Raw genomic sequence first — 13,122 nt, 5'->3', positions numbered from 1 at the left:
TGATGAACAGTGTGACAAAATGAAAAACCTTGCGACAGATAGAGTAAATATCAATTCAATTATTTATCTTTGTTAGCTTTTATAAGTTAGCATACAAAAAACAATAACTACAATGAAAGATTTTTTTAAATTTACGCTGGCCACCATCACAGGTATTATCGTGTCAAGCGTCGTGTTGTTTTTCGTCAGCATCCTGATACTGTTTAGTATGCTGTCCTCGTCAGAGTCTGAAACTCAGGTACGCAAAAACTCTGTGATGATGCTCGACATGAGAGGTATGCTCTCAGAACGGAGCCAGGACAACCCTTTCGACATCTTCCTGAGCGAAGATGAAACTACGTACGGACTGGATGACATTCTTTCGTCTATCCAGAAAGCCAAGGAAAATGAAAACATCAAGGGAATTTACTTGCAAGCCGGTTCAATGGGCATAGGATTTGCCTCTCTGGAAGAAATACGCAAAGCGCTGGCTGACTTCAAAACCAGCGGTAAATTCGTGGTAGCTTACGGTGACCAATACTCACAACGCCTGTATTATCTGGCAAGTGTAGCGGATAAAGTGTTGCTGAATCCTCAAGGCGCAATCGGCTGGTACGGTTTGGCTTCTACCCCGACCTTCTACAAAGATTTATTGTCAAAGATTGGCGTTGAAATGCAGGTATTCAAAGTAGGTACTTACAAATCGGCTGTGGAACCATTCATTTCTACAGAAATGAGTCCGGCCAATCGTGAACAGGTAACCGTATTCCTGGATGGTATCTGGGGACAAATGCTGAGTGATATTTCAGAATCAAGAGGCGTAAGCAAAGAAAAACTGAACGAGGCTGCCGACAAAATGCTGATGTTCTATCCCGCCAATGACTGCGTGGAATATGGCCTGGCAGATACTCTGGTATACAAAAATGACGTACGTAACTACCTGAAAACAATGGTGGGAATAGATAAGGATGACAGTATGCCAATATTAAGCTTAAAAGACATGGTGAACGTGAAGAAGAACGTTCCGAAAGATAAGAGCGGAAATATTGTCGCTGTGTACTACGCATATGGAGCCATTGACAGCGGAAGTTCGTATGCAGGTAGTGAAGATGGAATTAATTCTGATAAGGTAATCCGCGACTTGCGCAAACTGAAAGATGATAAGGACGTGAAAGCTGTAGTGCTGCGTGTGAATTCTCCGGGCGGTAGCGCTTTCGGTTCGGAACAAATATGGTACGCTGTCACCGAACTGAAAAAAGAAAAACCGGTGATTGTTTCCATGGGTGACTATGCAGCATCTGGCGGTTACTATATCTCTTGCAACGCGGACAGTATTGTAGCTGATCCGACTACACTGACAGGATCTATCGGTATCTTCGGAATGTTCCCCAACGTGAAAGGATTGACGGATAAAATCGGTCTGTCATTCGATGTAGTAAAGACCAATACATACGCTGACTTCGGAGCAATGGGACGTCCGCTGAATGACGGTGAGAAGGCATTGATGCAAAATATGGTGAATGAGGGCTATGAACTGTTCGTGAAACGTTGTGCAGAAGGCCGGGGCATGACCACGGATGAAATCAAGAAGATTGCCGAAGGGCGTGTATGGACAGGCACCAAAGCCAAAGAACTGGGCTTGGTAGACGAACTGGGTGGACTGGACAAGGCTTTGGAAATAGCTATCGAAAAGGCCGGACTGGATGCCTACACAGTAATGTCTTATCCGGGCAAGAAAAGTTTCTTCGATATGCTGACGGATACGAAACCCGGTGGATATATCCAATCTCGGATACTGAAAGGCAAAGTCGGTGAACTTTACAACCAATTCGACTGGCTGAATAATTTTGAGAACTGCGATAAAATTCAGGCACGCGTTCCGTTTGAGTTGAACATCAATTAAAGAAAGGAGTGGATGGAAGAACCGCTGGTTAAGATACACTATTGGCTATACCCCATCTCGTGGATTTACGGGATGGGAGTACGCCTAAGAAATAAACTCTTTGATTGGGGATATTACCGGTCAAAGAGTTTTGACGTACCTGTGGTATGCGTCGGCAACCTCGCTGTAGGCGGGACAGGCAAGACACCACACACGGAGTATCTTATCAAGCTGTTACAACAAACGGGAACAAACGTTGCCATGCTGAGCCGCGGATATAAACGAAAAAGCAAGGGGTATGTACTTGCTACGGAAGAAACGGATGTAAAGCGCATTGGTGACGAACCCTATCAGATAAAAACCAAATTCCCGGCTATCCGGGTAGCTGTAGATGAGAACCGCTGTCACGGCATTGAACAACTGATGAAATTGGACCACCCCAAAGTAGATGTAGTGTTACTAGATGACGCTTACCAACACCGGTACGTGAAAGCCGGGCTGAACATTCTACTGACAGATTTCCACAGGCTTTTTTCAGACGATACCCTACTTCCGGCAGGACGATTACGCGAACCTGAAAGTGGCAAAAACAGGGCGCACATCGTGATCGTGACAAAATGCCCGGAAGATATCAAACCTATAGATTTCAATATCATCACGAAAAGACTAAAGCTGTATCCGTATCAGCAACTTTATTTTTCCTCGTTCCGATATGGAGCATTAACACCGCTCTTCGGAGAAAAACGCCGAACCCTCGCATCACTGGAAAAAGACGAACAAGTATTACTGGTAACAGGAATCGCTTCGCCTGTACCGCTGGTGGAAAAGCTAAAAGTGCACACACCGCACGTAAACTTATGTCAGTTTGACGACCATCATGATTTCAGCAGCAAGGATTTGCAAGCTATAAAAGAACGCTTCGAACGTCTGGAAGGAAAGAAGAAGCTGATTATCACCACGGAAAAGGATGCGACAAGGTTGCAACACCATCCGGCACTCGCCGAAACGTTAAAGCCGTATTTGTACATTTTACCGATTGAGATAGAATTTTTACAAAATCAACAACATATATTTAACCAAAATATTATTGGCTATGTTAGAGCTCATTCAAGAAACAGCAGCTTACCTGAAAGGTAGGATGCACACACAACCTGAGACAGCAATTATCCTCGGAACCGGTTTAGGCAGTCTTGCCACCGAAATCACCGAGAAGTACGAAATAAAATATGAGGAAATTCCGAACTTCCCCGTATCGACGGTAGAAGGACATAGCGGAAAACTGATATTCGGAAAATTGGGAAACAAGGATATCATGGCAATGCAGGGACGTTTCCATTATTATGAAGGTTACTCAATGAAGGAGGTAACGTTTCCGGTACGTGTAATGCGCGAACTGGGTATCAAAACCCTATTTGTTTCGAATGCCAGCGGTGGTACAAATCCGGATTTTGAAATCGGCGACCTGATGATTATTACAGATCACATCAATTACTTCCCGGAGCACCCGTTGCGTGGCAAGAATATTCCATATGGCCCGCGTTTCCCGGATATGAGTGAAGCGTACGATAAAGAGTTAATTCGTAAGGCTAATGCAATTGCAGCGGAAAAGGGTATCAAAGTACAGCATGGTGTATATATCGGTACGCAAGGTCCGACATTTGAGACACCGTCTGAATATAAATTATTCCATATCCTCGGTGCCGATGCAGTGGGTATGTCTACAGTGCCGGAAGTGATTGTTGCCAATCATTGCGGTATCAAGGTATTCGGTATTTCGGTAATTACCGACCTTGGTGTGGAAGGTAAGATCGTAGAGGTGACACACGAGGAAGTGCAGAAAGCTGCTGATGCCGCCCAGCCGAAGATGACAGAAATTATGAGAGAATTGATAAACAGAGCATAATCATGAGAACAGAAATATCAAGCCTCGGTGAGTTCGGCCTCATCCGCCGCCTTACCGATGGTATTGAACTGAAGAATGAATCCAGCCGGTACGGTGTAGGCGATGATGCTGCCGTACTCTCCTATCCTACCGAAAAACAAGTCTTGATTACCACTGACTTGCTAATGGAAGGTGTGCATTTCGATTTGATTTATGTCCCGCTGAAGCACTTAGGCTATAAAGCGGCTGTCGTGAACTTCTCCGATATCTACGCCATGAATGGTACGCCCAAACAGATCACCGTTTCTCTGGCTCTTTCCAAGCGTTTCTCCGTGGAAGATATGGAAGAGTTGTATGCGGGCATCCGTCTGGCGTGCGAAGAATATGATGTGGATATCATAGGAGGCGACACCTCTTCTTCTCTTACGGGACTGGCAATCAGTATCACTTGTATAGGTGAGGCAGACAAAGATAAGGTTGTCTACCGAAATGGTGCGAAAGAAACAGATTTGATTTGCGTAACCGGTGATCTGGGTGCCGCATATATGGGCTTACAATTATTGGAACGCGAGAAAGTGGCTTTGAAAGGTAAGGCTGATATGCAACCTGATTTCTCCGGAAAGGAATATCTGCTGGAACGTCAATTAAAACCGGAAGCTCGCCGCGACATCATTGAGAAACTGGCGGAAGAAGGTATTCAACCCACTTCTATGATGGATATTTCAGATGGTCTATCTTCTGAATTGTTGCATATCTGCACGCAAAGTAAAGTAGGCTGCCGCATTTATGAGGAACATATCCCCATTGACTATCAGACTGCCGTCATGGCTGAAGAGTTCAATATGAATCTGACAACATGCGCTCTTAATGGTGGCGAAGACTACGAACTGCTTTTCACCGTTCCCATTGCCGATCACGAGAAGATTTCTGAAATGGAAGGTGTGAAGTTAATAGGACACATCACTAAACCGGAATTAGGTTGTGCACTGATCACTCGCGATGGTCAAGAGTTTGAACTGAAAGCACAAGGATGGAATCCACTGAAAGAGGAAACTACCGAGAGTGAAGGCGAAAAAGCTGGCGAATAAAGATTTGTAAGAGCAGATAAAGATTTGTGAGAACAAATAAACAGCTGAATTCATTTTTTTCTTAAAACATAAGCGCTGATACTTAGCCACATAGGCAAATATCAGCGTTTTTTATCTCCAAAGCGCTTGCATAGTCCAAAAGTTTCACTACCTTTGCAACCGCAAAAGAGAAACAATGGTGCCATAGCTCAGTTGGTAGAGCAAAGGACTGAAAATCCTTGTGTCCCCGGTTCGATTCCTGGTGGCACCACTTTTAAAAGATTAATTATCAAGCAGTTACTAATTAAAGTAGTGCTTTTTTCTTTATATACTACCTTGTTTTTCCACGGATTTAGCCACTTTTCGCTATCAGAGTTAAACCAAGAGTTAAACCGGAAATCAATATGGCTACAACGGTTAATGTACTGTGTTACAAGTCAAAAACTCTTAGTAATGGTGAACATCCGCTTATGATTCGTATCTGCAAGGATGGCAAAAAGAAGTATGTCAGTCTTGGCGTGTCTGTAAGAGCAGAACACTGGAACTTTGAAAAGAATGTTCCAAAATCGAATTACCCTGACAGAGAGCATATTAACATACTCATAGCTAACAAGAAAAAAGAGTACGAAACGGAAATAATTAAACTAAAATCAGAAGATAAACTGTTTACTGCCAATACATTAAGCGAACAAATTTCCAATTCAGTTAAACCGAAAACGGTAGAAGAAGCATTTAATGAGTATCTCCGACTTCTTCAAGAAGAAAACAGACGTGGATATATGCTTTCTGTTAAACAAGTGTACAATTCACTCATCAAGTACAATAAACATCTGAATATTCATTTCACAGATATAGATGTTGCTTGGCTAAAGAAATACGAGACATGGCTTAGAAACAACGGACTTGCGGAGAATACCATCGGCATACGATTCAGAACATTGCGCACCATCTATAATTATGCCATACAAGAAGATATGGTAAAAGCGGAACACTACCCTTTCAAGAAATACAAAGTATCTAAGTTGAACCAAGAAACAGCCAAAAGAGCGTTAAGCAAAGAGGACATAAACAGAGTGTTGCAATATCAGACAGACAACAGATTTATGCGCCTACCCATAGACTTGTTTGCTTTCACCTATTACATGGGTGGCATTAACTTTGTGGATATAGCCAATCTCACACAGAAGAACATCATAGACAACAGACTTGTCTATAAAAGAAGCAAAACGGGTAAGCTCATCAAATTACCGTTAGTTCCACAAGCAGTTGAACTTATTAAGAAGTATCACAGCAAGAACAACCCTTATCTGTTCCCGATATTTTCTAACAGACATACAACGGAACAAGAGAAAGCCAACAGACTGCATAAAGTTATCACCAAAGTAAATAAACGCTTAAAACAGATTGGCGAAGAATTGGGCATACCTATTCCAATCACCACATACGTTGCAAGACATAGCCAAGCTACCATTATGAAGAAGGCAGGTATATCAACCGCTATCATAGGGCAGATTATGGGACACAGTTCGGAACGAGTAACACAAGTTTATTTAGATAGTTTCGACAATGAGCAGATAAACAATGCAATGAAGAATCTGCTATAACGAAAAAGAAGTCTGTAATCCGCTAAAGATTGCAGACTTTTCTTTTATTTTGCAGTATAACTAATATGAATACACTATGTATCAGATAGAAGAATTGCCCGATTTAAAAGTGGCTTGGCATGAAAGCTATAAATGCTTTAATGAGCCACTATTAGAATATGTGTGGGAAGTAGCCAATCACTTCCTGCCCGATTATGCAGAAACAGATATGGGAATGATACCCGTAGAATCTTCCGCACCTGCTATATTCGCCAACAGATATGCAGAAAGAAACTTATCCGTTGAAGAAAGATACGAGAGAACACAAGAAATGAGAACTTTCAAAGGAACTTTGGAAGAATACAAGAAACGAGAATACAGAAAGTTGGACGATTCTTTCAAAGAGAAGTTTCTAACTAATGAAGATTTACAGAATACCATTGAAGCGTATAAATTGGACGTTAGCAAGTTTTGGTATCTACTTCTGTTCATATATGATTTTATAGAGGATATTGGTACAAACGCACCTGCATTAAATAAGTCCGTATTGGAGGATTTTAGCTATTTTCATACCAACCTATCGGAAACTACCAGTATCACCCTAAAGAAGAATAACAAGAAAAGCTATGTCGTTGAAAGGGAGGACACAATCAAAATCATTCAAACAGCCTTGCAACATTTTGTCAATACATACAGTGATATTATACATAGCGAACAAGATAGAGAAACTATGATTAAACAATTAAAGGACATAGGTTTGGAGGGCTTTATCAGAAATGACTTATCGTCAAAAATCAACTTTACGGACAAGTCCAGTCTTGACATATCTTATAAGAAGTGGAAGTTTACGGATATGTTTCTTTTCTTCATTGAAAGAAGAAAGGCTACCACCATATCCAACAAAAAGGTAAAGGTATCTAAAGACAAGATGATGCTTGTTTCAAGACTTATCTATACAGTGGGCTATGATGGCAAGAGATACAATGAAGAATACGATTCGGAGGGCAACAAGAACAGAATGTTATCCAATCTCCTTAGAAGATACAAGAACGAGAAATTTCCGTCTGTCATAGCTAATAACTACATGGTAGTTTCTTAAACAACATACATAAAACCATAGTAGAAATGCGTACTGAAAGGGCTGTCCTTTTTGGTACGCACTTTTTTTGCGTACTGGAATGGGCACGTTTTCTACACACATGGGCATTCGGCAAATTCCTTTGTTACCCCTTATTTCTGCCCTAATTTTGCAATGTCAAAAGGGAACAAACGAGTGAGTGCGCATAGCTTTAGTAGTTCTTTAATGGCTTAATAATTAATATGTGAAACATTTAGAATTAGAAATTATGAAGAATATTAAATTTACAGAAGCATTAAATAGTGAAGTAGAAAACGTAGTAGAGAACACTAAAGTCAGTGCAGCATTCGTGCAGGAACTGAAAGAAGCATTCCTTATGTTTCCCGTCAGAACAGATATGCGTTTCAAACAATCTTCAAAAGGTGAACTGATTATATCGGTTACGGTTGTTTACGCTACTGGCATGACACAACATTTTGAGGGTGCAGGAGATGCAGACCTTATATCGGCAATACATTTCGGCATGGCTAAAATAATAAACGGTTTGCACGACTACAAAGCGGAGGAACATGAGGTGGATATTGCCCAAGATGGTGAAAATTTGGTAATGGAGCTATTCAAGCAATACATGAACTCCACCATGAGGGGCTATATTGAAGCGGACTGGTACAACAACAGCGGTGAGCGTTACCGTTGCGTGAGATTTTCTTCCACATTCAACGGGAATGTAAAGTTCTGCATGAAAGCAACGGATGAAGTGAACAGCCTTATCTGTGAAGCCTGCAAACCCGAATGGATGAAGAAATCAGAAGCGGAAGCCAAACAACAAGTTCCCGAACAGAATGAAGTAGCCTAAACAATCAGCTTTGAAGAAAGTCGAGGGAACAACCTCTCTCGGCTTTCTTTTTTAATCGGAACAGAGAAAATGAAACAGATACAGTTTACTCAAACATATAACAATGAAGTCACACACAGACAAGTGAAGCTACTAATGAAACAACACAAGCAGCTTTATATCCAAGTGAACGGTGAAGCATGGATAAGCAGCCAAGGAGTAACGGGTATAAGATACCAACTCAATGCACAAGGCTGGCAGTGGATTCTTAACTATCTGCAAACGGGAGATTATGAAGATTTTGGAGTATTCCCATCTAAACAGTCCAAGCTATGCAGCGAGTTCCAAGAGGATGTGGTAAAAGGGCTGATAGAACAGAAATACAATATTGTAAGAATCCCTTTTCTACGGGAAACCGAAGCCTATATAAAACTTCGGGGACTGTTCCGCTTTGGAAAACTCTTTTTCAGCATAAGGAGAAGCGATGAATTTATAGATTATCTAAACAGCAAAGGATTATGATTACCCTACATAAAGGTCAATACCTGTCTGACGTAATGAGTGAGATTCCGTCAGACTGCATACTTTCCAAAAGAATACCCGGCTGTGGTGCTACTACTTTGGAGCTTGAAACCCAAAGAAATTCCATTATCGTAGTGCCTAATGTGCCCGTTGTCAAAAGCAAGTGCGGCAAATACAGCAATCTGTTAGGCGTTTATGAAGATGTTACAACAGATAAGATTTGCAATTATCTAACTAATAACAGACTGCATAAGATAATGACCACTCCCGAAAGTTTCGGTAAGGTGAAAACGGCTTGCAGCGGTATTGACATTTATAATCATTTCTTCCTGCTGATGGACGAATGTCACCAATTAATCAAGGACGTGGACTACAGAACAGACATAGTGCTGCCCATGAATGATTTTTTCAACTTCAAAGGCAAGGCACTTGTTTCCGCCACTCCTATCGGATTCAGTGACCCAAGATTTAAAGAGTTTGAAACAGTGGAAGTAAGTGCCGATTATGATTACAGACAAGAAATTGCGGTTACACATACTTATAATATACACAAGGCAATAAGTGAATATTTAGACAATCACACAGAGGGAACAGTCTGCTTTTTCGTCAATTCTGTGGTAATGATTTACTCCATAATGAAACAATTCGGCATATTGGAGGATTCTACTGTTTACTGTGCGCCAAAAAGCCGTTTGAAACTGAAAAATGAATACCCCTTTGATAATGCTTATAATGATTGGAACGCAGATACCATGAAGAAATATAACTTCTTCACTGGCAGATTTTTTACGGCATTCGACTTGGATTTGCCTTATCAGCCCGATTTGGTAATGGTTACAGACCCTTATAATTCCGAATATACCATACTTGACATAGATACGGACTGCATACAGATTTGCGGAAGATTCCGTAATGGCATAAAATCGGCAACACACATCTATAGGGTGAATCCCGAAATGGTAATTCAATCCAAAGAGCAAATAGAAAAGCAAATTTCAGAACAAGAATTTGCCTACAACTTAATTCAGACATTATATAATAGTGCTGATTACAAAGAATACAGAAATGCTTTCGGTGAGATTCTTGAAACTGCACCGTTCCGCAAATACCTATATCCCGACTTTACAAAGAACTGGTTTGCCATAGACAATGAGATAAACTCCGTATTGGTGAACAACAGATACCAATCCAAGCAAGAAATAATGAATTGGTACAATGACTGCCATTTCTTCAATCCCACATTTGAGAATTGCGAATATAATGAGAATGACGAGAAATTGAAGATTGTCAAGGCTGCACGCTCAGTAAAAGACAAGCGCAGAAAAATGGTGCAACTTCTTGATGAAATGGAAAACCCTGATTCGGAATACGCCTTAGATTTCATTAATGATATGCGGAAGATTGACCAGTTCATTGTGGAAGCATTTGAAACTCTGGGCAAAGAGAGAATAGAGGAACTTAAATATGTTGAAAAGAAAATCAGAGAGGAAATGATTCTCAAACAACGTAAGGGGAATAAAGTTGTCAGACTGGTTAAGAATATATTCAAGGTTGGCAACAGATATTCCAATGAGAAAATAGTTAATGAATTAACGAGAATATTCGAGATGTTGAACATGCACCCCGAAGAAGATATAGAACCTAAACTTATTATGCTCTATTACCGAGCTTCCTCTTGTTGGGTTGGTAAAAAGAGAGGTTATCAATTAATTAGTGAGATAGTCTGACTATTACCAACAAAACTTGAAAATCTTGTCTTTCTATACCCGATACAGAAATTGAAAGAAATGTTGGAAGCTACCTCAATAACTAATGAAACAGAGTAATTTTCTTACCAACTGATAACAGACAGCCGCAGGAAATTCTTGCGGCTTTTATTTTTGGCGCAGAACCACAGACGTACATTTTTCCGATTCTGACTTTCTGAAAATTTCCACTTTAATAAGAGTTATATAGCCTATACTTTATAATATGCCACATACAGCCAATGACATTAAAAAGACTACATAATTAAAGAATCACCCATATTCAGTTTAGCTAAAAGTCAAGAGAACAGATATATAAGGTACTTAATACAGAAATCCCCCTCCCCATTCAGCCAGTGACCTAAAATATATAAGAGTGGCTGTCTTTACGGCATACTACCCCTTTAGTCCCCCTCTGTATATTGATATAAAAAAGAATTATTAATCATTTAAACTTTTATCAATATGAGAAATTTAGTTATCATGCCAACAGAGAACAGAGAGAGAATGAATTTAGGTGAGTTTGCAGAAGAAGCAACCATTATTGAAGAAACTGCAACACCTAAAAGGGTAAATCATTTCATTGAGGCAAACACCCAAGAAGCTACCTTGCAACATTTGAAAAATGACTGTATTACTCCCGTTTTTGCAAAAGACAATGAGCTTACAGTAAACCATGCTGCATTTATTGAAACTGTTTGGGAAGCTGCAAACTCCTATTACAATGGTGAGACTATTGGAACACCCGATATTCGTGTCTCTCATGTGATTAAGGGTCGCATTCCCGAAGCTATCCACAAACCTGCCAATCAGTTGTTGGAATCAGACAAAACAATCTACTATGAGAGGGCAGCTTTCAGTATTGACATTCCTACAATCTATGAAACGGTTGAGGGAAACAAGTTGAACCTTTCAATAGTAGGGGTCAGAGCCTATAATCAAATGAACTTATACAGCAAGAAAGTTCCAGAGTTGTTTAGGTTGGCAATAGGCTTTAAAAACCAAGTATGCTGCAACATGTGCATCTTTACAGATGGTTACAAGGATGATTTAAGGGTGAGCAATACAAGTGAACTTTACCGTTCTGCCTTGGAACTGTTCAACAACTACAATCCTGCCAAACATCTGCATTTGATGCAACAGTTGGGCAATACTTCAATGAGTGAACACCAATTTGCACAAATATTGGGCAAAATGAGACTTTATCAGTGTTTGCCCAATGGCTACCAAAAGAGACTGCCAAGAATGTTGCTTACTGATACACAGATTAACAGTGTTGCAAAAGCCTACATTAATGATGAGAACTTTGGCAGCTTTGGAAATGACTTGAATATGTGGAAGTTCTACAACCTATTAACGGGTGCAAATAAGAGTAGCTATATAGATTCATTCTTAGACCGCTCTTTGAATGCCACTGAAATGGCTGTTGGAATCAATGCAGCCCTGCATGGGGATGAGCATTACAAATGGTTTATTGACTAATTAATGAGAGGACATCTATTTATTGGGTGTCCTTTCTTTTTAATAACTTAAAAATACTACAAAATGGAAGATGATGGAAAATTGATACTATGGGGAACATTGGTAGTTCTCCTACTGATAATAATTGGTATTATCAATCCTTTTTTGCTGATACTGATTTTATCCATCTTTATTTATATACAATCATAGTTACACTTTCTAATAGAAGTGAAAGTAATTTGACAATCAGACTATTACAAAATGACTCCCGAATTTACTTTCACTTTTATTGTTAAATCTACAAAATTGAAACAACATGAGTTTGAAGAACAGCTATACAACAAGTGACTGCCTGCAATGGGACAGTGCCACAAACTTGGTAAGAAAGTTATATAGGGATAAGAATTATAGAATAAGCCTGCTTGTTGGGTGCGGCATATTCTTTGGTTTACGCATTTCTGACCTGTTGCAACTTACTTGGGAAATGCTTCTGAATAAGGATGCAAAATTTACCATCACTGAAAAGAAAACAAGCAAACGTAGGGAAGTGAGAATTAATAAGGAGTTTCAGAAGCACATTAAAGACTGTTATACAGCTTTGGATATTCAGAACTTGAATGAGTTTTGTTTTTTATCGGGAAAAGGTAAGAACAAGGTCTATTCTATCCAATGGATAAACATTGTACTTAAAGAGTTAAAAAACAAGTACAATTTAAAGATAGACCACTTTTCTACCCATTCTCTTAGAAAGACTTTTGGCAGGAAAGTGTTTGAATCCTCTGAAAATGCTGAATTGGCTTTAGTTAAACTGATGGAATTGTTTAATCACAGTTCTGTAAGCATAACTAAAAGATACTTGGGGCTTAGACAAGAAGAACTGTTAAACACTTATGACTGTTTGAGTTTCTAATTGGTGGGACAAAGTTTGAAATTTCTGTTGTTATCATACAATTTTCAGAGAAAGAGAACTTTGTCCCGTTCCCTAATATACAGCAACTTTCAAAAACTGCAATGTAAGAGAAACTGCAAATAATGGCTATATATAAATATGGTAGGGCATAGTTTCAAGCGGAACAGATAGCGATAAC

11 protein-coding genes and 1 tRNA gene are annotated in these 13,122 nt (G+C 39.9%); all 12 read left to right on the top strand.

Annotation, left to right across the window (positions count from 1 at the left end; genetic code table 11):
* Positions 1-112: 112 nt before the first annotated feature.
* The 12 genes from sppA (at position 113) to K429_RS0103895 (ending at position 12,944) form a co-directional block, all read left to right on the top strand.
* Positions 113-1,882, top strand: a complete 1,770-nt coding sequence (sppA, locus tag K429_RS0103955; RefSeq protein WP_007219090.1) for a signal peptide peptidase SppA — start codon at positions 113-115, stop codon at positions 1,880-1,882.
* 12 nt (positions 1,883-1,894) lie between these two features.
* Entirely contained in the window at positions 1,895-2,998 is a 1,104-nt protein-coding gene (lpxK, locus tag K429_RS0103950; RefSeq protein ID WP_007210457.1) for a tetraacyldisaccharide 4'-kinase, read from the top strand.
* On the top strand, positions 2,955-3,764 hold the full coding sequence (locus tag K429_RS0103945) for a purine-nucleoside phosphorylase (RefSeq protein ID WP_007210456.1): 810 nt from the start codon (positions 2,955-2,957) through the stop codon (positions 3,762-3,764). The genes lpxK and K429_RS0103945 overlap by 44 nt, the downstream gene beginning before the upstream one ends.
* A 2-nt stretch (positions 3,765-3,766) precedes the next feature.
* Complete coding sequence (gene thiL / locus K429_RS0103940; RefSeq protein WP_007210455.1) at positions 3,767-4,831, top strand: thiamine-phosphate kinase; 1,065 nt, start codon at positions 3,767-3,769, stop codon at positions 4,829-4,831.
* Between the two features lie 177 nt (positions 4,832-5,008).
* Positions 5,009-5,081: transfer RNA gene (locus K429_RS0103935), tRNA-Phe, on the top strand.
* Between the two features lie 133 nt (positions 5,082-5,214).
* Positions 5,215-6,414, top strand: coding sequence for a site-specific integrase (locus K429_RS0103930; protein ID WP_025726117.1), 1,200 nt, complete (start codon positions 5,215-5,217; stop codon positions 6,412-6,414).
* A gap of 76 nt (positions 6,415-6,490) precedes the next feature.
* Positions 6,491-7,492 (top strand): hypothetical protein, encoded by a 1,002-nt coding sequence (locus K429_RS0103925; protein ID WP_025726116.1) that lies wholly within the window; start codon positions 6,491-6,493, stop codon positions 7,490-7,492.
* Positions 7,493-7,739: 247 nt separating this feature from the next.
* Positions 7,740-8,327 (top strand): hypothetical protein, encoded by a 588-nt coding sequence (locus K429_RS0103920; protein WP_025726115.1) that lies wholly within the window; start codon positions 7,740-7,742, stop codon positions 8,325-8,327.
* 135 nt (positions 8,328-8,462) lie between these two features.
* Positions 8,463-8,828: a hypothetical protein gene (locus tag K429_RS0103915; RefSeq protein ID WP_231501804.1), complete on the top strand. Its 366-nt coding sequence runs from the start codon at positions 8,463-8,465 to the stop codon at positions 8,826-8,828.
* On the top strand, positions 8,825-10,555 hold the full coding sequence (locus tag K429_RS0103910) for a hypothetical protein (RefSeq protein WP_025726113.1): 1,731 nt from the start codon (positions 8,825-8,827) through the stop codon (positions 10,553-10,555). Before K429_RS0103915 ends, K429_RS0103910 begins: the two co-directional genes overlap by 4 nt.
* Positions 10,556-11,038: 483 nt before the next feature.
* The gene (locus tag K429_RS0103905; protein ID WP_016272341.1) at positions 11,039-12,055 is read left to right on the top strand and encodes a DUF3871 family protein; all 1,017 of its coding nucleotides are present in this window, start codon (positions 11,039-11,041) and stop codon (positions 12,053-12,055) included.
* A 295-nt stretch (positions 12,056-12,350) separates the two neighbouring features.
* Entirely contained in the window at positions 12,351-12,944 is a 594-nt protein-coding gene (locus K429_RS0103895; protein ID WP_025726112.1) for a tyrosine-type recombinase/integrase, read from the top strand.
* Positions 12,945-13,122: the final 178 nt, after the last annotated feature.

The sequence above is a fragment of the Bacteroides sp. 14(A) genome, from assembly GCF_000526555.1.
Taxonomy (GTDB): Bacteria; Bacteroidota; Bacteroidia; order Bacteroidales; family Bacteroidaceae; genus Bacteroides; species Bacteroides cellulosilyticus.
The sequence above is the reverse complement of the archived record's forward strand: the minus strand, read 5'-3'. Positions and strand labels throughout refer to the sequence as shown.